This window comes from Acinetobacter sp. GW821-FHT09D10 (assembly GCF_059416285.1).
In genome coordinates this window covers 163,091-189,701 of the sequence record NZ_JBWKOW010000001.1, presented here as the reverse complement: position 1 = coordinate 189,701, position 26,611 = coordinate 163,091, and the positions used below count along the sequence as shown (strand labels likewise).

The window sequence follows — 26,611 nt, the reverse complement described above, 5'->3', positions numbered from 1 at the left end:
ACACAATGAAAAACCATATTTATTAATTCAATTATTTAGATTACGCATACGTTTTATATCCCTGAGCGGTGGTTCCCCAAACATTCGAGCATACTCTCTATTAAACTGAGTAACACTTTCATAACCAACACGTATAGCAGCACTACCCGCATCCATATCCTCATATAGCATCCAATGCCGTGCATCTTGCAGACGTAAATTTTTTAGATATTGCAAAGGGCTTAACCCTGTAATGGTCCGGAAATGTTGCCTAAAAGTAGATGAACTCATGTGTGCTTTTGCTGCTAATTCATCAACTGAAATATTATTTGTATAGTTTAATTTAATCCAAGCAATGACTTTGGAAATTTGTTGACTAGGTGAGCCTACAGTTGCGAGGTGCTGGAGCATAGGTCCATGCTCTCCGTCTAGTAACCTGATAATAATTTCTCGTTGAATTAATGGCGCAATAAATGGAATTTTTTTTGGTTCATTTAAAAGTTTAATTAACCGTGTTAAAGCATCAAGTAATTCATCATCTAACTTTACAATCGACATCGCTCTTGAACAGCCACCTTTGCAAGCTCTTGAAGCATCCATTTCCGTAGCAATTTGCACAATTAAATTTGCATCCAGATCCAAACGCAACCCTAAATACGGCTCTGCTATTGTGGCCTCCGTTACATAAGATACAACTGGTAAATCAATCGAATTAATAAGTGCTTGTCCAGAGCCATATTCAAAAACCTCTTCTCCAAGTGTTACGCTCTTTCCACCTTGTACTGTTACACCTAAACCTAGGCCAAAGATACAAGGCATTGGATCAGTGACTGTACTACGCCGAGCTATCGCCAATATCGGAAGCTCTGTATTGTAATCGCCGTCGTTTTGAGCAATATCTTTAACTAAAGATATGAGATAACTATGTACACTGGACTTGTTCATTTTTACTCTATGATCATAAAATCAGGATTTCAATATCCTATTTAAGATTAACAGATTAAAAATTGATTATTTATTTTTTTGTCGCTCCTCATCATATTAGGCAAGAATTAAAGCAGATTTGGCAATCAAGATTGACGTTCTTCCATGCAAACTAATGCCTTAATTTATGCGAATAAAATTAGGCAAAGTCTGATGAAGAAAGTATTGATTATTAATACACATCAATTCTATGAAGGTATTTCTACTGGTACATTAAATAATTCAGTAGTTGAAATCATGAAAGAAACGATGACCAATCTAGGGTGTGAAATTCAGCTTACTCATGTTGAAAAAGGCTATGATATCAACGAAGAAGTGAATAAACACTTATGGGCTGATTTGATTATTACTCAATCTCCTGTGTATTGGTTTGGTTCACCTTGGATCTATAAAAAATATGTTGATGAAGTTTTTACTGAAGGTTTAAAACAAGGAACCTTCTTAGCCGACGACGGACGTACTCGAAATGATCCATCTAAGCAATATGGTACAGGTGGAAAGCTCTTTGGCAAAAAATATATGCTATCGCTAACTTGGAATGCACCACAAGAGGCCTTTGATAACTCTGAGCAAAAGTTATTTGATGGTAGATCGGTTGATGATGTCTTTATTCACAATACATCAAACTACAAATTTTGTGGTGTTGAAGTATTACCAACATTTTCATTCTTTGATGTATTTAAAGATCCACAAGTTAGCAAAGATATCGAGACTCTAAAACAGAAACTCATCCAAATTTTTGATTAATTTCCAATGAAACCAAAAATATATCGCTACACTCTCATAGTGTGGAATATTTAACCAATTAAAAATATTTAGAGGATTCCTAATGAGCGAAGTATCTAATGAAGAACTGGTCGCAATTGAAGCGACAGCGATAGCTTATTTGACCGCCTTCAATCGTGCAGATGTCGAAGCTGTGATAGCAACATACGCAAATGAAGGTGTCCTAATGGGACCTGGAATGCCAGCGGCTGTGGGCAAGGATGAGCTTGCAATAGTCTATCCTAACGTTTTTAATGAAGTCGGCTTTGATATGGCCTATGAAATTAAAGAAGTCGTGCAAACCAGTGCTGACTGGGCCTTTGTTCGAAGCGCCACTGAGGGTACAGAGACAAACAAATCAACTGGCATTATAACCCAAGCGAAATATCATGAGTTATTCCTGCTAAGTAAATCAGCAGATGGAAAGTGGCAAATTGCACGATATTGCACATCTAAGATTAGTCCTGTCGCCTGAGTTGCATTTGAACAGAAAATTATTTGATCCGCACTTTGTTGCACAAACCTTTTTTTTATAAAGGCTTGTGCATTTTAAACAACTATCTTAATGACCAAAACTAAATTTTGGATAAAAAACTATAGCAATATAATCAAAGAATTACATAGTCTGTGCCAAAAAATAATCTAGCAACCTTTCCCTGTCATCCACGCTATTTACATCTAAAAGCTGAACCATTGCCCCATCAATCACAAACAAAAACATGTGGGCATCTGGCTTTGAAGCATCTACATTAGCTGTTAAAAGTAAATTATAAATTTCATTGATCAGCCAGTTTCGATAATCAATGACGACCTGATAAGCCTTTGGATGTGTTTTCGCAATTTCAAAAATGGCCTTAAATGGCAAATGATAAAGCCCGTCCAAATTTGCATGTAAAAAGTAAATTTTGCGAAGTTTTTCAATTACGGTTAATTCTTTTTGAACATAGATAATCGAAATGACCTCATGTTTAAGTCCATCTTTTTGAAAAGTTAGACTCATTTCAATGAGCCTTTCTTTTGAGTGAAAATAGTTATAAAACGTGGCTTTCGGCATCTTTGCAGTTTCAATAATTCGGTCTACCCCGACATTATGAAAGCCATAATTGTTAAAAAGATAACGGGATGTATGAAGCACGCTTAAAGCACGAAATGGGAGATCTGAATGTGGCATAGTTTTACCGTTATAAAATAAATTCTTGTTGTATATAAATGAGATATAAATTTCTTCGCTCTTTTTTAGCAAATAAAAGGCATAGCAAAGCCACAAAGACTGTGCTTGGCACATCTCAAGTTTTATTGTTGATGCAAGTTTTTGAGCCGTAATGACTTAAAGCCTGAAAACCCTAAAGGTAATCAAGCTGATAATATGATTTAAGTTGTATCGTTATAGCTTTTGGCAATGGCTGCCAAGAAATGATGAATGTACAAAGCCAACTCCTTTTTATTGGGAGTTCTGCCAAAACATTAGAAATTATGGTGGCAGAACGAAAGAGGGTTCGCAGACTTGGTAATACACAAGCACACCCGTGGGTGTCCCTCTCCCGTCCTACCGCTACGGGAGGAGACTAGGAGCTTACACACAAAACTATCCCTCAGAAAGGAATAATTCTGATGCGGTATTACATGCGGTCTGCGACAACCGACTGGCAATGTAGGCCAGTATGCAAATGGTAATCTTCAATATTTAAGGTGTCAATGTGATATTGGCTAGAAAATATTTAATTAATTATTGTTTTTCATTAAATTACACAATTAAGAAAAACCTTAAATAATGGCTTAACAATTTACTTTTACAACAGTAATTTAATTAGTGTTTATGAGGAATAAACGCCATTACTGCACTCAGTACTGTAAAAATTGTCATAATGACAATCATGGTCGTAGGTGTGCCCGTAGATAGCCATGCAAGTAATAATGAAGAAATGATTCCACTTCCATATTGCAATGAACCAATCAGTGCTGATGCCGAACCAGCCATTTCAGGTACACCATCTAGTGCTGCTGCTGTTGAGTTAGCTGCAATCATGCCATTCATAGAAAAGAAGACGAAAACCATTGCAATAATGCTATAGATTCCGCCTATTTGGGCATAGAACAAAACGCAAAGGGTTAATAGCGCTAACATGGCAATTGCAGTGGTAAATTTGAGTAATTGATCGAGGCTAAATCGTTTGACCAAGTTTCGATTTACAAAACTCAATCCCATCACCCCAATGATATTAATCGCAAATAACCAGCCATAATGTTGTGCATCTACGCCATAAAAAGAAATATAAACGAAGGGTGAGCCAACAATAAAAGTAAAAGCAGCAACATAGAAAAATGTCACACACAATGTATAACGCATAAACTGCCTATTACCGAGTAACTGACGGTAATTCTTAAACGTATTCAGCACTGAAGTCGTGGTTCTTTTTTCGGGAGCATGAGTTTCGGGCAAAAAGAATAACGATATAAACATTACTGCACCAATCATTGCTAACAACCAGAAAATGCTATGCCACGTACTAAACTTAATGATTTGCCCACCTAATAATGGCCCAGCAATCGGAGCGATTGCCATAATAATCATTAGAGTTGAAAGCATTTGAGCAGCTTGGGTCCGAGCATACAAATCTCGAATCATAGCGCGACCAAGCATAGGACCTGTGCATGCCCCAAAAGCCTGAAAAACTCGCCAAAATACGATCTGTTCAATTGATTGTGATAATGCACAACCAATTGAACCAATTACAAAAAGAATCATGCCAATGAATAAAGGAATCTTCCTTCCGATACGGTCGCTCATTGGGCCCCATATTAACTGCGCCAATGCGAAGCCACCCAGAAACCCTGTAACTGTCAGCTCAACATTCCCATTTAATTCATGTGCCATTTGTGGCATGGCTGGTAAGTAAATATCTGTAGAAAGTGACGTAAATGCCATTAATGCACCTAAAATCATCATAAAGAACCAACTTGAGGTCTGTATGGTGTTTTTAGAATGTGAGATGGGGGCAGATGATGTTGGCATTTGAGAAACTCTATAAATTTTGCTTAGATAAAAATGAATTAGTCCAGTTTATTTTGCTTAAGCCATTCTGAAAGCAGTTGTGCAATTTGTCCGTTGTTTAGATCAGAAAAAGGAAAATGAGTATTTCCATAAATACCAATTTCTGGCAAATGGACTAATTGAGCATGTCCACCATGTTGATTAATCTTATCAACCCAAAGCTGTGCCATTTTTAAACGCACACGCCAATTGTCTTGCCCTGCATTTTGCTGGCCTGCATAGCCATTTTTTTCAGTGGGAATGTTGTCGCCATAATAAATAATGATTGGCATTTTGGTCAGCTTCTCGAACTGTGCCATTTTTACAGGGGTCGGAGCCAATGTTCCTGTAGCACTCGACATCGGCTCAGGCAGTTCATTTTCAGGAAAAACAAAACCACTGCCTGGTTCATACGCCACGATGCCTTTAACCTGACTAGATTTGATTGCTGTCCACCAACCTGGTCCACCACCTTGTGAATGGGTAATGAGTACGGCATCTCCCGATTTCTTCAAAACCTCAACCATTGCATCGCTAATTACTTGTTCATCATAAGCTCCAGTATTTGGAGTCATTTGACGGAAATATTGATTTAAAGCTTCTGGATTTTTTGAAAACTGTACACCATTAAAAAAATTAGGATATTGCCCTATACGAAACATATTAAACCAAGCTTGGTCGTTAGTCGTTGCAGGTAGTTCCGCCGCTACAGTCGATTGGCCTGCTTGTCCACGGCGTGGCTGATCTACTACATAAATCGGGAAATTCTGACGTAGAAAAATTGTTTGAAATCCCTCTCGACCATCGGGGGTAGTTCCCCATGTTTTGGCCGACTGGCCTGCACCATGTAAAAAAACCAGTGGATGAGGACGGGCATTTTCGGGAATTTGATAAAATACTGAAGCATGGTCACCATGCAAAGTTTGACCTTGAGGGGTAAACAATTGTTTATCATCAAATTGACCCGCAGTTTGGATCACTTTCCCACCCGCTGCAAAATTACCTTGCTGGGCAATCTTTAAAATATTTGATTGCAGAGGGTTGATTGAGCAGGCTGAAATTGAAGCCGCAATACAGATTGAGAGCAGCACTTTGCCGAACATCGAGTTGGTATTCATCATTTCTTTCTCATCTCAATTATTTTAATTGCTGTACAACACTTTGAGCATTGTTTGCCAAATCATTGCCCACGGCTTGCTGTAAAGTCGTCATAATTTTCTGCATTTGAGTAGCATCTACACCAAGATTTTGAGTAATTCTTAAATGCGAACGTAATTGCGCATTAACATCTCCTAACGCAGATAGCGTGCTCACAACAACTAATTCACGTTCTAAAGGAGGCAAGTTATCTCGGCTAAACAGATAACCAAACAAATGGGCTTTCAAAGCGTGATCCATCGTAGGTGAAAAATTATCGAACAGCGGTTTTGAATTGTCTTCGATAGAGGTGTTATTCAGATAAGCGAGTCGTTCTATACCAAGCTGATAATAATCGGTATTACTTGGTAAAGTGCTTGGCATTGCGCCCTGTGTATCTTTGATACCCTTTTTCTCACGCTCTTCAAGTAGGCTTTTAAAAGTTAGCATCCCGTTTAACGCGCGTGGAAAACCTGCATAAGCATATTGATGCGCAAATACTTCTTTAATTTCATTGACCGTTAAACCACTATTCAACCCACTAACTAGTGCTGGCTTGAGTTTTTCAATATCTCCTCTTGCAGTAAATGCAGCAATTGGAATCAAACTTAATTGTTTTTGATTTAACACTACTGATTTGCTGTTTTTGGAAGATTCTGATGTTGGTTTAGCATCAGTTAAATTTACTTTTTCTAACCATGTAACACTTTTGCCATCGGTAGCCACAGGACTCATGGCGATGTGCGACATTGGGCTATGTTCACTTGCTCCATGCCAATGTTTAACATTGGGTGGACACCAGATCACATCTCCCTTATGAATGGTTTGAATAGGCTTACCCCATTCCTGTGTACGCCCTTCGCCCTCAGTCACAATTAAATATTGACCATGAGGATGTGTATGCCAGTGAGTGATAGCTCCTGTTTCAAAACTAACAATCGCAGGAGCAACATTACCTTTGGAAGGCATTACAGGGAAACGTGAAAATTCAGCTTTACCTGAAAAGTTATTGTCTGTAGCAGATTGAATAGCAAGCTGCTCTGCTCGAGTAATCTGCTGTTCTATCTTGTCTTCAGCCCAGACCATTCCCGAAAGAGAACTCATTACAAGTAAGGCATTCACCTGATTTTTCATCATATTTCCTATCATCCTATAATATGCAAATCACAAAGTTTTCTATTTCAAATTTTTGCTATAGAAAGCGGTCAACTGACCCATTGCCTGTTTGACATATTCAGGCTTCCAATATGTTTCGATATGCGTCGCATTTGGAATTTTGAATAAGGTTTTATCTTTTGTGCCTGTGGCTTTTGCAAAAGCATCTTCAGTCATATAAAGGCTATCGGCCTTACTTCCTGCGATCATTAATAAGGGCTGATTGATCAACTCGATTTGATCGGTTGCATCCCAACGCATCAGATCAAGCAAACTGCTCATGGTATATTTAAAAGTCGAATTTGGATGAGCATGTGTTCTCCAATAATATTCATAACCTTGGCGATACATCTCAAATGGTAATTTGGCAATCTGCTCATCAGTCATATCGGCATCACCTGCATAGAGAACCGTACCTCCTGCCGCTTCCTGAGCACGAGCATCAGAGGCTTGTTTTAAACGCTGTTGAATCGTGTCTAACTGAGAATCTGCAAAACCATTACGGCGAACTCGTCCTGAGTTGAACATACTTAAGGTAGCCACTGCTTTAAAACGTTTGTCCGTTTCCGCTGCTGCCAAGGAGTAGCCACCCCCACCGCAGATTCCAAGTAAACCTAAACGGCGACTATCTACACCTGCATATTGGGTAATAAAGTCTGCCATGCCATGCACATCTTCAATACGATTTGCGGGTTTATCTACACTACGCGGTTGACCACCACTACCACCTTGATAAGCAGCATCGGCCGTAATAGTGATATAACCTTGTTCAGCTAGACGTTGTGCATATAATCCAGCAACTTGTTCTTTGACCCCACCATTTGGGTGTGCCACTACAACTGCGGGATATTTCTTATTGGCATCATAATTAGCTGGGGTATAAACATTGGCAACAATATCCAAACCATTAAGCTTATAAGTCACAGGATGAATATTGACTTGCCCTTTAGCGTTTTTAGTAATTGCACCGCCATACACGAGGCCAAAGGGGTTATCTTTTTTATCTGCTGCAAAAGCAGCACCAGAAGTCGTAATTACTGCTGACATTAAAATGGTATTTAAAATTTTCATCATCATTCCTCATCTAAACTTATACATCTATTTTTCGATGGGCTAACCACTCAATCATGGCTGGATCACGATGTGAGAAAAATGCGCTGGTTGCTGTATCCATTGCTGCAATTTGGGTCATATCTTCAGTTGATAATTCGAAATCAAAAATATCGATATTTTCTTGCAAGCGTTCTTTGCGCACAGATTTGGCTAAAGACACAATATTTCGTTGAAATAACCAACGTAAAACCACCTGTCCTACAGACTTACCGTATTTCTGCCCAATCGTTACCAGTACAGGTTGATTGAATAAATTATTACGGCCTTCAGCAAAAGGTGCCCATGCTTCTGGTTGAATATCACGAGATTTCATCCATGGCACAGCATGCAATTGTTGGTTAAATGGATTGACTTCAACTTGATTGACCGCAGGTTTTACCTTATTAAATGCGATAAGATCGGCTAAACGATCAGGATGAAAATTACTGACACCAATTGCACGGATTTTACCTTCAGCATATAACTCTTCCATTGCTCGCCATGCGCCATGCACATCACCAATTGGTTGATGGATGAGATAAAGGTCAAGATAATCCAGCTGCAAACGGTTCAATGAACGTTCAAATTGTGCTTTTGCGCCTTCATAACTGGCATCTTGTAACCATAACTTTGTGGTGACAAATAATTCATCACGAGCGATTTGACTTTGGCGAAGTGCATTACCCACTTGCGTTTCGTTTTGATAAGAGGCTGCCGTATCAATCAGTCGATAGCCTGCTTCTATCGCATGTAATACAGCTTGTTCACATTCCACAGGATCTGTCATTTGAAACACGCCAAAACCAACAAGAGGCATTTCAACATCATTATTTAATCGAACTGTTTTCATCGTTATCTCTCACCACGTACATACAAGGTATTGGTTAAAAAATAACTATAACTCGACAATAAGGAATGTATTAGCTAGGCAATTTCGATTACATTTATATGAATTTTTGATTAATAAAATTCTATTAACAAAAAAAATAGTATTTTCGAGGTGCCGCATGTCTGAAAATTTAGATGATTTAAAATCTTTTATTATTGTTGCTCAAACAAGGAGCTTTACCAAAGCAGCGGGACAATTAGGTGTATCCCAATCTGCCTTAAGCTATACGCTTAAAATGCTTGAACAAAGGCTTGGCATTAAACTATTGAATCGAACAACTCGAAGTGTTTCCCTCACACAAGAAGGTGAGCAACTTCTTAATGATATTGAACCTCTCATCACAGGCATTGAACAAAAGCTCTATAACTTGAATGAATTTCGGGATTCACCCCGCGGCAAGTTACGAATTAATGGAACCGAGATAAGTCTCAACTTTTTATTATGGGATAAATTATCGAAATTTTCACATGACCATCCCAACATACAACTTGAACTGACCATGGACTATGCCTTTACGGATATTGTTAAGGATCGCTACGATATTGGGATTCGATTGGGAGAAAATGTCCATAAAGATATGATCTCGGTTAAAGTTAGTCATGAATTAGAAATGATGACTCTGGCTTCGCCCGCCTATTTGCACACATACGGCGCTCCTCAAATTCCTGATGATCTACACCAACATCGATGTATTGGATTGCGCTTACCCAGTCATGAACGTATTCAATCATGGGAGTTTAAAAACTCTCAGCAAAACTCAGAAATTCAAACGCTATCTCCCGAGTTTTCAATGGTTGTTAGTCATGCCAGATTGCAGTTAAAAGCAGGTTTAGATGGGTTAGGGATTGTCTGGCTACCGAAAATTATGGTTGAGGCCGAAATACAAAAAGGTAATCTTGTGACGGTATTAAAAGATTGGGACATGAGTTATTCAGGTTACTACATGTATTACCCGAGCCGTCGTGAGTCTTCACCCTTATTTCGGTTATTAGTAGAAGCATTACGACTGTAATTTTAACTGTAAATATCAGGCACAAATGTATAGTTTGGCTAGAAAATATTTAATTAATTATTGTTTTTCATTAAATTACATAATTAAGGAAATTCTTAAATATCAACTTAATAATACTGTCCCGTTTAGAGACTTTTTTGAGCTGTGCACCCTAAGGCAGAATGCACAGTCAAGATCAAACTAGCTTAATGATCAGATAAAGTTTTCATATCAATCACAAAACGATATTTCACATCACTCTTTAACATACGCTCAAAAGCGTCATTGATATTTTGCATATCAATCATCTCGACCTCAGAAACGATGTTATGTTCACCACAGAAATCAAGTAACTCTTGTGTTTCCTTAATCCCGCCAATCACTGAGCCAGCAATTGATTTTCTACCCAAAATCATTGGCATTGAATTTGCGCTAATTTCACCCAAATATCCAACCAACACAATTGTTCCATTTAAAGCTAACGTTGGAATATAAGGCTTAAGATCATGGTCATAAGGCACAGTATCAATAATTAAATCAAACTGATTTAACACTGATTTCATTTGAGCTTCATCTGTTGAGAGCACAACATGATGCGCACCGAGCTGTTTTGCATCTTGTTCTTTGTTAGCTGAGCGGGTAAATAAAGTCACTTCCGCACCTAGAGCATTTGCAAGTTTAATGGCCATATGTCCCAAGCCACCTAAACCAACGACTGCAACTTTACTGCCCTTTCCAATATTCCAATGGCGAAGTGGTGACCATGTGGTAATCCCCGCACAAAGTAACGGCGGTACAGCTTGAGCATCTAGGTTTTCAGGTATTTTTAATACAAAATCTTCACTACAAGTAATTGTTTGAGAATATCCGCCGTAAGTCGGTCGTTGGTCATGACGATCTACAGCGCCATAAGTTTGGATGTTGCCTTGTTCACAATACTGTTCTAGTCCTGAATGGCAAGCTGAACAAGTACGGCATGAATCGACCATACAGCCAATGCCCACCAACTCACCGACTTTATATTTTGTGACTTTGGGGCCAATTGAGGTTACGCGCCCTACAATTTCATGACCCGGAACTAACGGATAAGAACTGAATCCCCAATCGTTTTTGGCCTGATGTAAATCTGAGTGACAAACACCACAATATTCAATTTGAATAACGACATCATCTTCACGTGGAGTTCTACGTTCAAACTTAAATGGAACTAAAGGGGTTTCTGATGACAGCGCTGCATATCCTAGAACTTCAATTGTCATATTTTTCTCTCATGTTTAATGTTTAAATAAAGACGATTTCTTGGCTGGACCTTCATTGACGGCTATTAATTTTGAAAAACCGTGAATACGTTGTGGGAACGGTGAATCAACAGGCTTTAATCAATCGACTTTTTTGCCATGTTCATCAGTATAAAAATGAAAGCAGTAAGGTGTTGTTCTATTTCTCTTGCAGACTTGCCTAATCCTCCGAATTGTTGCAATTCTCTCTATTTTTCTTATTTGAAATGCCTACAATAAAAGCACAGATGACAATAGGTGAAATCTGAATGACGAATATGTCTCTAGGCAATAATGAAACACTGGCTCAACTTATCGATCAATGGACCCGTGAAAAAGGTATATCCGAAACGCCTATTATGGGACTGACTTTATTTCGTGCGGAAACATTGACCCAACCAACGAGCTGTATGATGGATGCCAGTCTATGTATGATTGCTCAAGGGAAAAAACAGGTTATTCTTAGTGAAGAAACCTATACCTATGATTCTAATCATTTCCTTTTTACTGCAATTGACCTGCCATTAATTGCTCAAGTTCTGGAAGCTTCGGTTGAACAACCTTATCTATCAATAGTGCTACGACTAGACCCCTATGTACTTGCCCAAATTATGCTTGAAGCCCATATTCCTTTTAAAGATACAAATAATGAAAAAAAAGGAATGGCTGTTGGAGTGGTGAGTTCAGAACTGAATGATGCTTTTATACGGTTATTAAAACTACTAGACACACCACAAGACATCCCAATCTTGTCTCCCCTTATTATTAAGGAAATTTTTTATCGTTTATTGATGAGTCCACAAGGTGATCGACTTAAACGCATTGTAGCGGCAGGAACTACAGGCCATCGAATTGTGAAAGCGATTGAATGGCTGAAAACAAATTTTGCAAAACCATTTAGTATCGAGGAACTGGCAAGCACAATGGGGATGAGTGCATCAAGTTTTCATCAACATTTTAGGGATATAACTTCAATGAGTCCCTTACAATATCAAAAAAGAATGAGGTTGACCGAAGCACGGCGTTTATTAATGACCCAAGAATATGATATTTCATCTACCAGCATGCAAGTAGGCTATGAAAGTTTGTCGCAATTTTCTAGAGAATATAAACGCTTTTTTGGGGTTCCACCTTCGGTGGATATAAAGAGCGTATAAAAATAGACAAGCATTTAGCAGATAGCAGATTAATTTTTTATAACCTGAATTACCTTAAAAATAACTCAGGTTTGTTATGTCAGTATTTCTACACCGAACACCACTAGAAAAATAAAGATAATTAGTTAGCTTTAGATATTATTTCAATCATCTCTTTTGTTGGTCGCAAGTGACCTAATTGCCATTGTTCAGGAGGATATTCATCAATTCGTATCCAGACATGCTCCCGAAAAGCCTCATTTCCCTTTCCTTCAATCTCTACAAATAAATCAGGTAAAAGTTGATTCACAATAAATAAAAAAAGCCCTGATTATTCAGGGCTTTTTTTATTTATCGCTTATTACTGTGGAATAATATTCACAGCACTTGGACCTTTTTGGCCTTGAGCGATATTAAAAGTTACTTGCTGACCTTCATATAAAGTTTTGAAGCCAGAAGAAGCAATTTCTTTAAAATGGGCAAACACATCTGGACCAGATTCTTGTTGAATAAAACCGAAACCTTTAGTTTCGTTAAACCACTTTACTGTACCATTACTTGTATTAGACATAATATATCCTTTGATTTTAATAATTTGAGTCATTTTAAAATGACAAATATAACTTTGAAAAAATAATAACGAATTGAGCTTAAGATCTGAAAAAAACGAAGGATTATGACTAAAACTGCGATACTTAAAGAAGATTTACTACAAGTCTTTTTTCTAGTTAAATTAAGCATACAGGAAATTACTATTTATTCAAGATATTTATATTCAATATTTATTTTTTTTATATTAAGGAAAAATACCTCATCTATGGAGTAAAGATAAATGCCTATTTTACTTAGACATTTATCTCTCACGAGCCAATGTGGGGCCTCTTCAACTATATTTTTTAAAAGCCAATATATAAGAAAACTACATTGGACTTGCGCCTACAGGTTGAGCATTCGGATGTAAGATATGAAATTTATAATCTTCCACAATGTTCTTTAATTGATTTTTTATAGATGCATTTTTATCTTTATAAAAATGATTATTGCGATTGTCACGAGGTTCTATATTGCTAAAAGTAAGCTTAGCTTGATGATCTTTAACTTCTATTTTCAAAATATAATTAAAAGAATCGTCTGCTACCTTAATCATATTTCTGCTTAGGCAGTCCATACAGTTATCAAATTTTAGCCCTGCATGTCCTTTAATGGTCAGTACTTTATTTACTTCATCTGCCTGAATAATCTTTCGACTTGAAACATAATCCACCACATTGTTTCGCCAATTTTTAGAAGCATCATAAATTTGCGTTTGACTTAACCCTTTGAACTTAACAATTTCTGAAAAATACTCGTTTTTCTTTTCAGCAGGTTTTTCATCAACTTTATTAGGCAAAGAAAGACAACCTTGCATACCTAGTACGGCAAAACTTAATGTAGCAGCTAAAATTACTCTTCTCACGTAACGCTCACTTTTTAAAGAGACTAGAAGTTAGAACCTCCAAATTTACACCAGCCCATCTCATAATTTGGTTTATATAAAGTTAAAAATGCAGTACCTGATTGTCAGGTATATCAGGTACTGCCAGATCTAGATCAATTGAAATCATTGCTAAAGGATGCTTTAGCTTAAGTTTCCTATGAATCTATCTTTGATCTTTTTAATTTTCTGGACGAGTCACTATTGGAAACCCATTGCTAGACTTTTTAAATAAAGAAAAGAATTTTCCAATTTTTAAAGGATTGCCCTTTATTTCGCTGTCCTTAGAAAATAAAACTTTCGAAGCATCTACTTCACCTGTAATTAACTTTAAATATAAAAGTTTAGTCAGCTTCAACGTTGGACAGCTTGTCGGTAGATTACCGCTGTCATATTTATCAAAGAGCATGACCGAGTTTTCAATACGTAATGAAAAATTTTCTTGTGTATCGGTCAATACTAAGTTCATACACTGATTTTCATTTTTTAAATTTTCAACATCCAGATTGGTTGCCATCGCTTCAAGAAATCTTTCAGTCGGCGTATGAATAAGTAAACCTAAACGACCAGAGGTATTCTTAAGTGGAGTAACACCTTGTAATTCTTGTGCGCCCGATAAATAGAAATTACGCCAAGTCGAAGCTTCCGCTGAATATCCTAATTGTCGATAAGTTTTTGCCAGCAATTCTTTGGCTTGAAAATTCTTTGGGTTATTAAATACTAAATGTTTTAGAACTTCCGCAGCCCATCTGTATTCAGCCTTGTCGTAAGCTTGCTGAGCATTTTTTAAAGCATTCGCCTCCCCACCTGCCAGTTCAATATATTTCTTTGCAGCATCTTTAGGCGGTAATGGGTCTAAATTTGACGGGTTGGCATCAAACCAACCCATGTAGTATTGATATACAGCCTTCGCATTATGTTTTAAGGTTCCATAATAGCCGTGAGCATATAGCTTTTGGTCTAACTCAGGTGGCAGTTTAATCTTCTCTGCAATTTCAGCACCATTTAAACCAGAGTTCATATAACGAACTGTTTGATCATGAATAAATTTATAGATATCTCTTTGTGTCTTAATAAAGTCTTGAATATTTTGTTGCCCCCAAACTGGCCAATGATGTTGGGCAATAAAAACTTCTGAGTTTTGGGTTTGCATTAAAGCTTGGTTAAGATAACCGACCCACTTTAACGTATCGCGTACTTTAGCACCCCTTAAAGTGTAAAGATTATGTAGCGTATGGGAGAGAATCTCTGCGCCGTTATAAAGCTTAAGTGACGGAATGGAAAAAGTTAATTCTGACGGCGCTTCTGAACTTGGAACGTTATAGAATACAAAATCCAAACCATCGATATTTAATTTTTGCTCTTTCTGCGTAATCAACTGATTCGGTTCTAAAATTCCGATTTGTCCGACTGCTACAGCTTTACCTAAACCATTATCCACCAAACCTTCTGTATTTTTAGGCAAATACGTACCATACATATACGTTGCTCGGCGAGTCATGGCTGGTCCCGCCATAATGTTCTCACTAGTCGCTTCTTCCATAAATCCTTCGGGAGCAACAATTGGTATTTTTCTTTGCTTCAATTCTTCAGCAGAGAGAACACCGAGCGCCCCACCAAAATGATCAATATGGCTATGTGTAAAAACAATCGCTGAAATTTTCTGGTCACCTAAATGCTGTCTTGCAAATTTGATAGCCGCTTCAGCAGTTTCTTTAGATGTTAAAGTATCAACAATGATCCAGCCTGTATTACCCTGAATAATGGTCATGTTTGCCAGATCAAAGCCTCGAACTTGCCAGACACGGTCCGTCACCTTAAACAAACCAACATTATTATTTAATTTTGCTTGTCTCCACAGGCTTGGATTCACAGTATTGGGAGCTTGATCTTTAATAAAATTAAATGCATCAAAATCCCAAATTACATCTCCTTGCTCATTTTTTATTTGGCCAGTAGGTTTAGCGATAAAACCCTTTTCAGCATTTTTAAACTCATCAGCATCTTGTAGATTGTACTTACTACCATAAGAGGCATTTGAGTCAATAACGGCCTTCTCTACTTTATTTTCTGCAAATGCATTGAGAGAAAAAATGGATAATAATGACACCGTTAGTACTTTAATTTTCATAAAATTTCCTTAATGTTTTATATGCTTTTTATCCCTTAGAGATTGGGAATATTTTTATTGAATTAGAACTTTTTAGCGTACTAAAGAAAAAACCAATCTTTCATTAAAAGATTGGTTTAGATTCTTTAACTCTATATTTTAAGAGCATCCCTTGGTTTCAAAAGCGTCTTTAGAGGTGTAGCGAATATCTGGCAAATAATCACCCATTACTGCTTTTTCTTCACCCGGTACTTTCACCTTCTGAACGGCGTGAGCAAAGGCATTATCAGGCAATAAATTACGCATAATAAATAAACCAAAGTCTGAGTGACCGAAAGCTTTACCATCTTCGGCTGTATAGCCTGAACCACGAGGGCTTAGCTCAAGGAAATATACGCCACACTCTTCTCGTGCGTTCGCTGGTCGATCTTCTGGTAACGAAGCAACAATGGTATAGAACCCGTCTTTGTCTACTTTTTGAATATTTTCGTCATAGAGACAATAATTTGTCGCGGTTGAAATCACTTCATTTGTACAAATTGACCAATAACGTACATCTGTTTTTTGAACAAACGGATCATTATTAAAGGTTTTTTCTGTAGTTGGAACTTTACCTCGAAGTTCTATCACTTTCCCTAATCGTCTACTCACCGCCGCATAAACATATTCATTGTCAGGTGTAGCCCAATAACCAAGTTTTGGTGTGACCGCCAAACCTTCGCATTTATCAATCGGTTGTTTTGTAATAGGATCGAATTTATAAATACATTTGAAGCTATCTAAAGCACTAAAGGCTTTGTACCATTTTGGTTCCTGTTGTGCAGGAAAACCCACATATCTATTTTGGTTAAATGCATCTACAGTATTTTTTAATGGCATTGTTGATATACGATCAATAGGTGCTTTTTTTACTTGTAGAACATTACAAACATCTTGACCCTTTTTAACTTCCCCATTTGCAAGTTGAACTTTAAATCGAGGGAAACTCACATTTCCTTTAATATCCATATTTTTGTTGGGTACATATACACGATATAAAATGGCAACTTTGCCATCAACCGTTTTTGGGGCATACAACGTATTATTTAGAGGATTACTTGGTAAATCTCCTAATTGCAATTGTGCCGAGTAACTACGCGCTTTGCCAAGACGGTTATTCCCAACTACAAACGGGTTGATTGAACCTTGATTTGGTAAAATGGCTGCATCTAATAGGGAATTAACTCGCTCACCTTTTGCGGTATAGCTCACCAATGAAAAGTGACGTGAATAAGGATAATCCCCATCAATCATTACTTTTGCACCTTCTGGAACAGTAAATTCTGATGACCAATACGTTACATTAGAATCAGGAAACGCATAATTTAACGGGTCTTCTCCAGTATGCTGTTTACTTGTTACAGAATCTTGCCACATGCAATCTGTTAACTCAGTTCCTGGGTCTGTTGGTTTATTTACCTGAGTAGAATCATCACTATCATTACACGCGCTCAAACCTACAGAGCCAATAACCGTCAATAATATTGCAATCCTTAACTGATTAAATTTTTCCATAATACTTTTCCATTTTGACCAAGTGATACAAACTTGATCTCTTTGTTATATTTCTTAATCTCGAATTTTTTCCGAGACCTAATCCATTTAGATTAAAATAATAATCCAACTAGATTAAATATCAAGCTATTTTTATCACCCATGAAGAAAATTATTTTTTAAAATTAAATCAAATACTTATAATTTTTTATTAAAATATTAACACTAAAGAAAAAGTTTTATCAATTCTGATTACACAAGTGAGGAGAGTTCAAACTGTACTGTCTAAACAATGGTTCTATAAAAAATGTAGGGCGAGATGAAGCAATGCTGACTCAATAAAAGATAGGAATTTTTGAGGCTTATGAATAAAAATGATCTGCTTTAAAACGAATTCCGCCTTCAATATAATCTTTTAGATATTTGGCGAGTAGTTTATGGTCTTTAACCTCTGTTGGCCAAAAATGCTCAAGTCCAACATCACTGATCACATTTAAAATGATATTAAAAGTAAAAAGTACTTTAAGTGAAATCGCATTTGGGTCTGCATCTGGTAAAGCTTGTTGTAATAGACCTACGGCTTTATTGGAAATAGGTACTAAAGTTTTTGCAACAATAACGCGCCCTTCATCTCCGGCACTAATCGTTTTAGAGAAAAATTTTATGTAATGAATGCCATTATGCTGTAAAAGTATTTTTATCATAGGTTTCATTAAAGCATCTACAACATCAGAAACTTGTACATTATCGGGTGGAATAGCATTTAATAACTCTAAACTATCAATAACATAAGGCTGCATAACATGATCTAATGCAGCCTCCACGAGTCCCCATTTTGATTTAAAGTGGTAATAAAGAGCTGACTTATTTGCAACTCCAGCAGTTTCATTAATTCTTTGTACTGATAGCGTTTCAATATTATTTTGTGAAAAAAGAATGATGGCTGCTTCTATCAATTTTTCTTTAGTTTGTTTACTCATTAGATTCCACAGTACAAGTTAAAATTAATGGTGTTAACTTAAGAAAATATCCCCATTCTTATGCATTAACCTTTAGAGAAAAAGAATAATCCATATAGATTAAATATCAAGTTGTTTTATTCTCAAATAAGCAAAAATAGAAACTATTCTTACCAATTTTTGAGACTGGAAGTACTTATAAAATTATTTTAACTTCTCATTGTAATTGATATTTTTCATAAACAAACCAACTGCATATTCAACCCAAGAACTAATTTCACTATCCGATATGATGTAATTAGGATGTGTAAGACACTTAAGGTGCGCATCACTTCGTAGTAACGCTAAAAATATATTCGCAGCGATATCAGCAGAAGAATTTAACTCAATTTCACCATTTTTGGCTGATTTTTCAAGATAACCCGCAATAATTTTAGCAAGACGTTCTGGACCAACTTGAAAGAATTTTTCAGATAACTCTGGAAACCTGACTGCTTCTGCAATACATACCCTAAAAAAAGCCAAACCTGAATGCGATAATATAAAACACAGATAAGTTTTTCCAATTTCAGTTAAAGCAGAACGTAGGTTTTCGGCTTTTGTCTCGACTAATATAATTTGCTCTTGCATGTTTGTGCATTGTCGTTCAATCACGGCAGCAAACATCACTTCTTTATTTTTATAACAGCCATACATGGTTGCTTTTGAAACACCCGCCTCTTTTTGAATCATATCTGTTGTGGTGCCGCTAAAGCCATGAGTCAGAAAAAATTTTGTTGCTGCATCCAGAATTTTTTGATCTTTTTCATTAGCTTTCGATGAACCAGACATAGTGACCTTATAAAGATTTTAACGGTTTCATTATTAGTGTAACTCATCGAAAAGTTTAAAATCGAGAATTGACGTAAATTTAATTAAAGAGTAGAGTACCGATCGGTACAGTTAATTGCAATACCTGCTCCATGCATAAATTTGTGTTTAAAATTTAAGGTAAAAGATGAATATACGCCCACTCATCGGTTTGGCAGGTGCAATTTTTGCTGCAATGACTGTTGAATTTAATAACCGAATTACCAGCATTACTTTAGTCGACATACGTGGAGCTATGGGAATTAGTGTTGACTCCGGTTATTGGGTCAACAGTATTTATGCCAGTGCCATGATTATTGGAATGATACTTTCCACCAGTTGGGCGGTCATCTTTTCTATGCGAAGAGTTCTTCTTTTTGCTATAGGGCTTTGCCTCTTCTCTAGTGTTTTAATTCCTTTTAGTCCAAATATCGAAATATTTTATTTATTACGCGCCTTACAAGGTTTAGCTAATGGTTTGACCATTCCTTTGCTCATGGCATGTGCGCTTAGATTTTTGGGACCAGATATTCGACTATGGGGTTTAGCCTGCTACGCATTAACTGCAACGTTCTTTCCCAACTTAAGTGCTGCGCTTTCTGCCTTTTATTTAGATGTGATTGGCTGGAAGATGATTTTCTTTCAAACCATTCCTTTTTGTGCGCTAAGCGCTGCGTTGGTGTATTTTGGTATTCCCCAAGACCCTTTAAATTATTCAAGAATAAAGACTTACGATTGGACAGGCGCTATTTTAGCCATCATTAGCTTGGCAAGCCTGAGCACCATGTTATTGCATGGCAATCATCTAGATTGGTTCCATTCCAAATTAATTTGTGTATTGACTTTAACAAGTGCTATCACCTTACCGTTATTTTTGATACATGAATGGCGTTCTCCATCCCCATTAATTAAACCGCAAATGCTCGAAATACGAAATTTTGCTTATGCCATTTTTGCGCTGTTTTGCTTTGTGATTATTGGGATGTCGACAAGTACATTACCGCTCAATTATCTGAGCGCTGTACACGGCTATAAACCTACCCAAACCATGTGGATTGGTTTACAAATTGCAGCATTGCAATTTATCTATATTCCCATTGTCGTTAAGCTTTTAAATCAAGCTTGGGTCGATAGTCGATATGTGCATGGCTTTGGTTTGCTTCTAGTCATCGCTGGCTGTTTAGGGGCAAGTCAACTCGACACCACATGGAATCAAGATCAATTTTATTTTTGGCATGCGATTTCATGTTTAGGGCAAACCTGTGTAGTGCTATCGCTCTTAATGATGGGTACAAACAGCGTACATCCAACCATGGCAATTTACGCTTCACCAATGATTAATACCCCACGTGCCATTAGTGGCGTACTTGGTGTTTGCATTTTGGATTGGGTGAACCGAGTACGTGGTGAATACCATTCAACACGACTAATTGAAAATACAGCCCAACATGTTTTCCAAAATATTCAAGGCCCTGTTATTAACCCTCTTACCCCACCTGTACTGACTGAAAATGGCGCAGAACGTGTTTCAGGTGGTTTATCAGCCCTAAATTCTGCGATTCAAGCGCAGCAATCTGTTTTAGTCATTAGCGATCAATATCTACTTTTAGCGGGATTGGCTGCGTTTTTATTGATCGTTATGCTGATTTTGCCCGTTAGAACTTATCCGCCACGTATTGCTCTCATTAAGTTAATGAATAGTCATAACTCAGGAAAATCTTTATGAGTACTCTCGAAGCCCAAGATACCACCAACATCGAACCACCCAAGTTAACAAAGGTGCAATATCTCAAAAAGCATTGGGTTATGGTTATCGCATTCATCATCGTTTTAGCATCCATTTTATGGGTTTTAAAACTCATATTTTTACCCTCTTCGATTATTGAAACAGACGATGCACGTGTGGATGTAGAGTACTCAACTATTGCCCCTAAAGTATCTGGCAATATTGAAGAAATTTATATTAAAGATCATCAGACTGTAAAAAAAGGACAACTTTTAGCACGGATTGACGCACGTGATTATCAAGCTGCTTTGGCTGAGGCTGAATCTAATTATGCAAAAGCACAAGCGGACTTAAGCGAAGCAATGTTAGCTGTTGAAAGGCAACCGACTGTTATTCGAGAAACAGAGGCTCAGCTTAGAAAAGTAGAAGCTGGAATTACACTTACTAAAGACAACACGGCGCGTTATGAACAATTACAGGCGCTCGGTGCTGAGTCGAGATTAATTACACAACAGTCAAAAACCACATTGACTGAGCAATATGCCGACTTAGACAGCAGCAAAGAAAAAGTAATCGATGCGCAATATCAATTAAACCAATACAAGATTCAGGTACAAGCCAAACAAGCTGCTCTTAAACAGGCACAGGCCGCCCTTGATAAAGCAAAACTAAATTTGAGCTATACCGAAGTTCGAGCACCTATTGATGGCATGATTGGTCAAAAGTCTGCCAACGTCGGTAACTTTGTTGGCGCCGGTAATCCATTAATGGTTGTCGTACCTTTAAATCAAGTCTATGTAGAAGCAAACTTTCGAGAAATTGAGTTAAAAAAAATCAAAATCGGACAACCTGTTAATATCTATGTAGATGCTTACAATATTGAGTTAAAAGGTGTAGTAGATAGCTTTTCACCATCTACGGGCGCATTTTTCTCTCCAATTTCTGCAACGAATGCGACGGGTAACTTTACCAAGATTGTTCAGCGTTTACCGTTACGCATTAAACTTATTGAGAACCAACCAGATATTAAGTTGTTGCGTCCTGGTTTATCTGTTTTAGTTTCGGTTGATACAACTCAGAAATAACTCATTTGTATTTTGGGATAAGAGCAAAAAGAGACCATTTGTGGTCTCTTATCCTCCAAGCAATCAATGGTTAAGAAGAGTATGTTTTGAGCTTTTTTCAGAATGAGAATTAAAAAAAAAGAAAATTGTGATCAAATAAAATCATCCCGATATTTCTTTGGTGATTTACCAGTCCGAGATTTAAACCAAGTAATAAAAGCATTACTGGTATAAAAACCCAAAGATTTCGAAATTAGAGATATTTTAAAATTATTATTTTCCAAATAACTTTTTGCGAGATCAAATCTAACTTCATCTAAAATATCACTATATTTACTATTCTCTTCAAGTAATTTTCTACTTAATGTACGTACACTTATTCCTAATTTCTCTGCGATATATTCACGTGAAAAATTTCCACTTATATGTAACTGCTCATATAGAATAGAACGCACACCGTTAGTAAACTCACTACTACCTACCGATTCTTTAATAATTAATTTCGCATAATTTTCAACATTTTCATACAACCTACGGTTTGCTGTTTTTAAGGGTAGTTTTAATGCATTCTTTGATAAAATAATTGCTGATTCAGGTTGGTTAAAATACACAGGACATTTGAAAAAATTTCTATAGAATATAATATCTTCAGCTTTTAAAATATCATGTTTAAAATGTATTGACTGTAAAACATTTTGTTCATTACTTTTTACAAGTTGAACAATACTAGCCCACCAAGCAATTTTATATTCTGTTGCATATTGTATGAATTTAGGACTGCCTAATAGGCATACCCATTCCAAGAAAATATAATTATCTTTTTCAATCAAAAAAACCTTACCAATTCTACCATTTAGCTCCCAATACTTTTCAAAGGTTTCTATGGCTTCTTCTAAGGATGAGCTAATTTCAATTAAATAACCTAATACCCCATTTGCTACCGAGTTATTTTTTTCAATAAACTTTAATATACTTAATGGATCATCTGAATTAGAAAATAAAAAAAGTATTATTTTTTCTAAATATTCAAATAAAACAAAAGAATTGGGATCTATCAATAGATTTTCATTTAAATTAATTTTATCTATTAACTCTTCACGGGTAATGTTAAAAAAATCACAATTATCTAGTATATGATTAATTAACCCAACTCGAACTTTCCCATTTGTATTAAATTTTTCCTTCACTTTTACACCAATAAAACCTATTAATATAAATAAATTTTAGTAAGAAACTTTGAGAAATATTTTGAAAGTCTTAATCACAAACTATCTCAGTAAAATATAAACTACTACTCTTCTAATCCTAAATTTATCATACACTAAACAATAACTTACATACAGAGTTAGCTTTTTCCATTTATTTTTCACCTCTATTACAGCAACTCCCCATAGCCTTCTCTTGGAAGAGTATTCCCTTACTAAACATCTATTTCTAATTTATGCCATTTCATTTCTGCTTTAGGTCTGTTTTCAAAAAATAATGTTTAATATCAAATATATATGTATTTTTCATAAATTTTTATCAATTGAAAGTTACTTATAAAAAATATAGTTTACGTTAAAGATTTTCCAAATCCGGCTTAAGTTTTTACGTTTGGGGAATTCCGAATAGATTAATTAAAGGAATAAATTATGTTCAATTTTGGATTGCCATCTATTTTTTTTAAAGTTATTTACTTCTTAAAAAATCATTTGAAGAAGAAAAATTATCAGTCAGGGCTTTCTGTTCTCTAAGAGATTGATTTGTAAATTAATTTAGGTCACCTATTTTAATGAAACTCTCTTCTGTTACTAATTTTCTAATGATTAAGCTCAACACTACAGGAGCTAAAAGTTAGAGATATCATCTAATTATCAGGAACATATCATGCCCTTGACTACAAAATTACGCATGAGTACAGCTCTAATTTCCGCATTCGCCCTATCGGCATTGGCACAAAATATTAATGCTCAAACTACAGCGATAACGGATGATACATTTTTAGCCCAAACTAAAACAGAACACCCAAATCAAGAACCATCCATTACTCGCGCTAAACAAGAGTCATCCGCCCAACAACGATTAAATGTACTTAAACAACGTTTTGGCCACTCTCCTAATATTATCGTTATTTTATTAGATGACGTTGGTTGGGGCGATCTTGGAGTATACGGTGGAGGGGTTTCTACCGGTGCTGCTACACCAAACATGGATCGTATGGCTAAAGATGGTCTACAGTTAATGAATGCCTATTCACAACCATCCTGTACACCAACTAGAGCTTCAATTTTAACCGGACAATTACCCATCAGAACAGGACTATTACGTCCTATGCTACCTGGCGAAGGTGCTCATGAAAGAGGTATTAACCCCAACACGACCCTTCCCCAAAAACTCAAAGATGCTGGTTATGTAACGCAAGCAATTGGTAAATGGCACCTAGGCTCTACCAAAGAAGCTCAACCTCAAAATGTAGGCTTCGATCATTATTATGGAATTCTGACCTCATCTGACGATTATACGGCGTGGCGAGAACCTTGGCGTAATCCAGAGTTAATGCTGGATCCTGCTCGAAAAAAATGGGCTGCCGAAGGTGAAATAATGGCCATTGTTGAAGCGTCTAAAGGACAAGAAGCTAAAGCTGTTTTTCCTATCGATAATGACTCAATCCGTCTCGTGGATGAAAAACTAACAGATAAAGCAATTAGCTTTATTAATGATTCAAAAAATAGTAATAAGCCATTTTTTCTCTATATGGGCGCACGTTGCTGTCACAATGATAATTATCCCCATCCTGATTTTGTAGGCAAATCACTTGCTAAATATCCATATAAAGATGCCTTAGTGGAAATTGACTATCGAATAGGACAGATTCGAAAAGCATTAGAAAAGTCAGGACAATCAGAGAATACGCTGATTATTTTAGCGAGTGATAATGGCCCATTTACAGAAGCCTTCCCAGATACAGGGGTCACCCCATTTCGTGGAGCAAAAGCGACCAGTTTTGAAGGAGGCGTCCGCGTTCCCGGTATTGCCTTCTGGCCTGGAGTAATAAAACCTGGACGTATATCAGAAGGGTTATTTGATCTGACAGATATTTATGCGACTGCCTTAGGCTTAGCTGGTGCAACGAATAGCATGCCAAGTGATCGCTATATGGATACTATCGATCAGTCATCATTCCTCGTTGCTGACGATGGAAAATCACGCCGTCGAGTCCAATATTATTGGGCAAATGATAATTTCATGGGTGTTCGCATTGCCGAATATAAATTATTAGTTAAAGAACAAAGCTTTAACATTCCTGATACATGGCCACAAGCAAGTCCTTTTCAAGGTACGGCTCAACCGTTGTTATACGGCGGTAAGATTTTCAACTTACTTATTGATCCGAAAGAAGAGCACGCAATGGCTCCTCTAAAGCAACCTCAAATTCCGGTTTTAAAAGAAGCTGTAATGAGGCACTTAGAAACCATGAAAAGATATAAGACTCCTGTGCCATTTAGATAATGAGTATGACAGACCAACAACGAGCTATTAATAGATATTGATATGAATGATATGGTTTACCTCAATGGTGGTACTTTCCTAATGGGTTCAAACACCCATTATCCCGAAGAAGCCCCAGCACATCAGGTTAGTGTTTCTCCTTTTTGGATTGATAAAACACCTGTTACAAACCTGCAATTTAAACAGTTTGTTGAAGCAACGGGTTATATCACTTTTGCCGAACTCCCTCCTAATCCAAACGATTATCCGGGGGCTCCAGCTCACATGTTACAACCGGGTTCCTTACTATTTGTTCCCCCTTTAAAGCCCACTGATTTAACAGATTGGTCTTGGTGGAAATTTGAATTTGGAACGACATGGCGTAATCCACAAGGCCCTGGATCAACTATTCGTGGTTTAGATGATCATCCTGTTGTTCATATTGCTTATTGTGATGCTTTGGCTTATGCCTCATGGCGTGGAAAATCTCTACCCTCTGAAGCGGAATGGGAATATGCAGCTAGAGGAACTCTTGAAGGTTGTGAATTCGCTTGGGGTGATGAACTCACGCCTCTTGGCAAGCATATGGCCAATACATGGCAAGGAGATTTTCCCTATGAAAATACAATGGAAGATGGTTATTCACGAACGTCTCCTGTAAAAACATTTCCCCCAAATGATTATGGGCTATATGACATGATTGGAAATGTATGGGAGTGGACAGCAGATTTTTGGTCGCCAACCCATCAATTTAAATCGGTTTCACCTTGCTGTATACGACACAATCCACGCGGCGGTGCGAAAAATCAAAGTTATGACCCAGCAATGCCTGAGATCTCTATCCCTCGGCAAGTACTTAAAGGAGGTTCTCACCTCTGCGCCCCTAATTATTGTCGACGATACAGACCAGCCGCCAGACATCCTGAAGCTGTTGACACTTCTAGTAGCCATATAGGTTTCCGATGTGTCATCCGTGCATAACTGAAATA

The 26,611-nt window shown here is 37.0% G+C and carries 23 protein-coding genes and 1 pseudogene; 8 read left to right on the top strand and 16 right to left on the bottom strand.

Annotated features, from left to right (window positions below):
- Positions 1 to 27 precede the first annotated feature (27 nt).
- Positions 28 to 924, bottom strand: a complete 897-nt coding sequence (locus AC07M3_RS00915) for an AraC family transcriptional regulator (protein ID WP_092705891.1) — start codon at positions 922 to 924, stop codon at positions 28 to 30.
- Between the two features lie 192 nt (positions 925 to 1,116).
- Here AC07M3_RS00915 and AC07M3_RS00910 point away from each other — a divergent pair, with 192 nt between their 5' ends.
- Together AC07M3_RS00910 and AC07M3_RS00905 are read left to right on the top strand one after the other, a co-directional pair.
- Positions 1,117 to 1,710: an NAD(P)H-dependent oxidoreductase gene (locus AC07M3_RS00910; RefSeq protein ID WP_092706136.1), complete on the top strand. Its 594-nt coding sequence runs from the start codon at positions 1,117 to 1,119 to the stop codon at positions 1,708 to 1,710.
- Positions 1,711 to 1,792: 82 nt separating this feature from the next.
- Positions 1,793 to 2,203: a YybH family protein gene (locus AC07M3_RS00905; RefSeq protein WP_174746296.1), complete on the top strand. Its 411-nt coding sequence runs from the start codon at positions 1,793 to 1,795 to the stop codon at positions 2,201 to 2,203.
- 141 nt (positions 2,204 to 2,344) lie between these two features.
- Here AC07M3_RS00905 and AC07M3_RS00900 read toward each other — a convergent pair whose 3' ends face one another.
- From AC07M3_RS00900 to AC07M3_RS00875, 6 genes are all read right to left on the bottom strand, one after another.
- Positions 2,345 to 2,899 carry a TetR/AcrR family transcriptional regulator gene (locus tag AC07M3_RS00900; protein ID WP_494566235.1) on the bottom strand — a complete coding sequence of 185 codons (555 nt, stop codon included), beginning with the start codon at positions 2,897 to 2,899 and terminating at the stop codon, positions 2,345 to 2,347.
- Between the two features lie 636 nt (positions 2,900 to 3,535).
- Entirely contained in the window at positions 3,536 to 4,741 is a 1,206-nt protein-coding gene (locus AC07M3_RS00895; RefSeq protein WP_494566234.1) for a multidrug effflux MFS transporter, read from the bottom strand.
- A gap of 38 nt (positions 4,742 to 4,779) precedes the next feature.
- Entirely contained in the window at positions 4,780 to 5,880 is a 1,101-nt protein-coding gene (locus tag AC07M3_RS00890) for an alpha/beta hydrolase (RefSeq protein WP_092705895.1), read from the bottom strand.
- A 16-nt stretch (positions 5,881 to 5,896) separates the two neighbouring features.
- Positions 5,897 to 7,033 carry a cupin domain-containing carboxymuconolactone decarboxylase family protein gene (locus AC07M3_RS00885; protein ID WP_494566233.1) on the bottom strand — a complete coding sequence of 379 codons (1,137 nt, stop codon included), beginning with the start codon at positions 7,031 to 7,033 and terminating at the stop codon, positions 5,897 to 5,899.
- Between the two features lie 39 nt (positions 7,034 to 7,072).
- Positions 7,073 to 8,122 carry an alpha/beta hydrolase gene (locus tag AC07M3_RS00880; protein WP_092705897.1) on the bottom strand — a complete coding sequence of 350 codons (1,050 nt, stop codon included), beginning with the start codon at positions 8,120 to 8,122 and terminating at the stop codon, positions 7,073 to 7,075.
- A gap of 19 nt (positions 8,123 to 8,141) precedes the next feature.
- Positions 8,142 to 8,993 carry an aldo/keto reductase gene (locus AC07M3_RS00875; protein ID WP_092705898.1) on the bottom strand — a complete coding sequence of 284 codons (852 nt, stop codon included), beginning with the start codon at positions 8,991 to 8,993 and terminating at the stop codon, positions 8,142 to 8,144.
- A 157-nt stretch (positions 8,994 to 9,150) separates the two neighbouring features.
- Between AC07M3_RS00875 and AC07M3_RS00870 the strand changes: the two genes are divergently transcribed.
- Positions 9,151 to 10,044: a LysR family transcriptional regulator gene (locus AC07M3_RS00870; protein WP_092705899.1), complete on the top strand. Its 894-nt coding sequence runs from the start codon at positions 9,151 to 9,153 to the stop codon at positions 10,042 to 10,044.
- A gap of 185 nt (positions 10,045 to 10,229) precedes the next feature.
- Here the strand turns inward: AC07M3_RS00870 and AC07M3_RS00865 are convergent, their stop codons facing one another.
- Positions 10,230 to 11,282: an NAD(P)-dependent alcohol dehydrogenase gene (locus AC07M3_RS00865; protein WP_092705900.1), complete on the bottom strand. Its 1,053-nt coding sequence runs from the start codon at positions 11,280 to 11,282 to the stop codon at positions 10,230 to 10,232.
- A 287-nt stretch (positions 11,283 to 11,569) separates the two neighbouring features.
- Between AC07M3_RS00865 and AC07M3_RS00860 the strand changes: the two genes are divergently transcribed.
- On the top strand, positions 11,570 to 12,457 hold the full coding sequence (locus tag AC07M3_RS00860; protein ID WP_494566232.1) for an AraC family transcriptional regulator: 888 nt from the start codon (positions 11,570 to 11,572) through the stop codon (positions 12,455 to 12,457).
- Positions 12,458 to 12,578: 121 nt separating this feature from the next.
- Here the strand turns inward: AC07M3_RS00860 and AC07M3_RS00855 are convergent.
- The 7 genes and pseudogenes from AC07M3_RS00855 to AC07M3_RS00825 all read right to left on the bottom strand — a co-directional run.
- Positions 12,579 to 12,734 (bottom strand): annotated as a pseudogene (locus AC07M3_RS00855) (tautomerase family protein); the annotation flags it as partial.
- Positions 12,735 to 12,797: 63 nt separating this feature from the next.
- Positions 12,798 to 13,007 carry a cold-shock protein gene (locus AC07M3_RS00850; protein ID WP_005040451.1) on the bottom strand — a complete coding sequence of 70 codons (210 nt, stop codon included), beginning with the start codon at positions 13,005 to 13,007 and terminating at the stop codon, positions 12,798 to 12,800.
- A gap of 348 nt (positions 13,008 to 13,355) precedes the next feature.
- A complete protein-coding gene (locus AC07M3_RS00845) occupies positions 13,356 to 13,892 on the bottom strand; it encodes a DUF4468 domain-containing protein (RefSeq protein WP_494566231.1) in 537 nt (178 codons plus the stop codon).
- Between the two features lie 199 nt (positions 13,893 to 14,091).
- Complete coding sequence (locus AC07M3_RS00840; protein WP_494566230.1) at positions 14,092 to 16,041, bottom strand: alkyl/aryl-sulfatase; 1,950 nt, start codon at positions 16,039 to 16,041, stop codon at positions 14,092 to 14,094.
- A gap of 138 nt (positions 16,042 to 16,179) precedes the next feature.
- Complete coding sequence (locus AC07M3_RS00835; RefSeq protein WP_494566229.1) at positions 16,180 to 17,574, bottom strand: hypothetical protein; 1,395 nt, start codon at positions 17,572 to 17,574, stop codon at positions 16,180 to 16,182.
- Between the two features lie 341 nt (positions 17,575 to 17,915).
- Positions 17,916 to 18,533, bottom strand: coding sequence for a TetR/AcrR family transcriptional regulator (locus AC07M3_RS00830; RefSeq protein WP_494566228.1), 618 nt, complete (start codon positions 18,531 to 18,533; stop codon positions 17,916 to 17,918).
- A gap of 183 nt (positions 18,534 to 18,716) precedes the next feature.
- On the bottom strand, positions 18,717 to 19,343 hold the full coding sequence (locus AC07M3_RS00825; protein ID WP_494566227.1) for a TetR/AcrR family transcriptional regulator: 627 nt from the start codon (positions 19,341 to 19,343) through the stop codon (positions 18,717 to 18,719).
- Between the two features lie 166 nt (positions 19,344 to 19,509).
- Between AC07M3_RS00825 and AC07M3_RS00820 the strand changes: the two genes are divergently transcribed.
- Both AC07M3_RS00820 and AC07M3_RS00815 read left to right on the top strand, forming a co-directional pair.
- On the top strand, positions 19,510 to 21,087 hold the full coding sequence (locus AC07M3_RS00820) for an MFS transporter (protein WP_494566226.1): 1,578 nt from the start codon (positions 19,510 to 19,512) through the stop codon (positions 21,085 to 21,087).
- Positions 21,084 to 22,172, top strand: coding sequence for an HlyD family secretion protein (locus tag AC07M3_RS00815; protein ID WP_494566225.1), 1,089 nt, complete (start codon positions 21,084 to 21,086; stop codon positions 22,170 to 22,172). The genes AC07M3_RS00820 and AC07M3_RS00815 overlap by 4 nt, the downstream gene beginning before the upstream one ends.
- Before the next feature lie 131 nt (positions 22,173 to 22,303).
- Here the strand turns inward: AC07M3_RS00815 and AC07M3_RS00810 are convergent, their stop codons facing one another.
- On the bottom strand, positions 22,304 to 23,338 hold the full coding sequence (locus AC07M3_RS00810; RefSeq protein ID WP_375038328.1) for an AraC family transcriptional regulator: 1,035 nt from the start codon (positions 23,336 to 23,338) through the stop codon (positions 22,304 to 22,306).
- Between the two features lie 682 nt (positions 23,339 to 24,020).
- Here AC07M3_RS00810 and AC07M3_RS00805 point away from each other — a divergent pair.
- Positions 24,021 to 25,643: an arylsulfatase gene (locus AC07M3_RS00805; protein WP_494566224.1), complete on the top strand. Its 1,623-nt coding sequence runs from the start codon at positions 24,021 to 24,023 to the stop codon at positions 25,641 to 25,643.
- A 42-nt stretch (positions 25,644 to 25,685) separates the two neighbouring features.
- On the top strand, positions 25,686 to 26,603 hold the full coding sequence (locus AC07M3_RS00800; protein WP_092705914.1) for a formylglycine-generating enzyme family protein: 918 nt from the start codon (positions 25,686 to 25,688) through the stop codon (positions 26,601 to 26,603).
- Positions 26,604 to 26,611: the final 8 nt, after the last annotated feature.

What these genes read in the sequence shown, in the direction of transcription:
- AC07M3_RS00805 (WP_494566224.1), top strand. Translation starts at nt 24,021, where the DNA reads ATGCCCTTGACTACAAAATTACGCATGAGTACAGCTCTAATTTCCGCA.
- AC07M3_RS00840 (WP_494566230.1), bottom strand. Translation starts at nt 16,041, where the DNA reads ATGAAAATTAAAGTACTAACGGTGTCATTATTATCCATTTTTTCTCTC.
- AC07M3_RS00860 (WP_494566232.1), top strand. Translation starts at nt 11,570, where the DNA reads ATGACGAATATGTCTCTAGGCAATAATGAAACACTGGCTCAACTTATC.
- AC07M3_RS00910 (WP_092706136.1), top strand. Translation starts at nt 1,117, where the DNA reads ATGAAGAAAGTATTGATTATTAATACACATCAATTCTATGAAGGTATT.
- AC07M3_RS00825 (WP_494566227.1), bottom strand. Translation starts at nt 19,343, where the DNA reads ATGTCTGGTTCATCGAAAGCTAATGAAAAAGATCAAAAAATTCTGGAT.
- AC07M3_RS00880 (WP_092705897.1), bottom strand. Translation starts at nt 8,122, where the DNA reads ATGAAAATTTTAAATACCATTTTAATGTCAGCAGTAATTACGACTTCT.
- AC07M3_RS00830 (WP_494566228.1), bottom strand. Translation starts at nt 18,533, where the DNA reads ATGAGTAAACAAACTAAAGAAAAATTGATAGAAGCAGCCATCATTCTT.
- AC07M3_RS00915 (WP_092705891.1), bottom strand. Translation starts at nt 924, where the DNA reads ATGAACAAGTCCAGTGTACATAGTTATCTCATATCTTTAGTTAAAGAT.
- AC07M3_RS00850 (WP_005040451.1), bottom strand. Translation starts at nt 13,007, where the DNA reads ATGTCTAATACAAGTAATGGTACAGTAAAGTGGTTTAACGAAACTAAA.
- AC07M3_RS00885 (WP_494566233.1), bottom strand. Translation starts at nt 7,033, where the DNA reads ATGATGAAAAATCAGGTGAATGCCTTACTTGTAATGAGTTCTCTTTCG.
- AC07M3_RS00815 (WP_494566225.1), top strand. Translation starts at nt 21,084, where the DNA reads ATGAGTACTCTCGAAGCCCAAGATACCACCAACATCGAACCACCCAAG.
- AC07M3_RS00835 (WP_494566229.1), bottom strand. Translation starts at nt 17,574, where the DNA reads ATGGAAAAATTTAATCAGTTAAGGATTGCAATATTATTGACGGTTATT.
- AC07M3_RS00820 (WP_494566226.1), top strand. Translation starts at nt 19,510, where the DNA reads ATGAATATACGCCCACTCATCGGTTTGGCAGGTGCAATTTTTGCTGCA.
- AC07M3_RS00875 (WP_092705898.1), bottom strand. Translation starts at nt 8,993, where the DNA reads ATGAAAACAGTTCGATTAAATAATGATGTTGAAATGCCTCTTGTTGGT.
- AC07M3_RS00800 (WP_092705914.1), top strand. Translation starts at nt 25,686, where the DNA reads ATGAATGATATGGTTTACCTCAATGGTGGTACTTTCCTAATGGGTTCA.
- AC07M3_RS00895 (WP_494566234.1), bottom strand. Translation starts at nt 4,741, where the DNA reads ATGCCAACATCATCTGCCCCCATCTCACATTCTAAAAACACCATACAG.
- AC07M3_RS00900 (WP_494566235.1), bottom strand. Translation starts at nt 2,899, where the DNA reads ATGCCACATTCAGATCTCCCATTTCGTGCTTTAAGCGTGCTTCATACA.
- AC07M3_RS00905 (WP_174746296.1), top strand. Translation starts at nt 1,793, where the DNA reads ATGAGCGAAGTATCTAATGAAGAACTGGTCGCAATTGAAGCGACAGCG.
- AC07M3_RS00890 (WP_092705895.1), bottom strand. Translation starts at nt 5,880, where the DNA reads ATGATGAATACCAACTCGATGTTCGGCAAAGTGCTGCTCTCAATCTGT.
- AC07M3_RS00870 (WP_092705899.1), top strand. Translation starts at nt 9,151, where the DNA reads ATGTCTGAAAATTTAGATGATTTAAAATCTTTTATTATTGTTGCTCAA.
- AC07M3_RS00865 (WP_092705900.1), bottom strand. Translation starts at nt 11,282, where the DNA reads ATGACAATTGAAGTTCTAGGATATGCAGCGCTGTCATCAGAAACCCCT.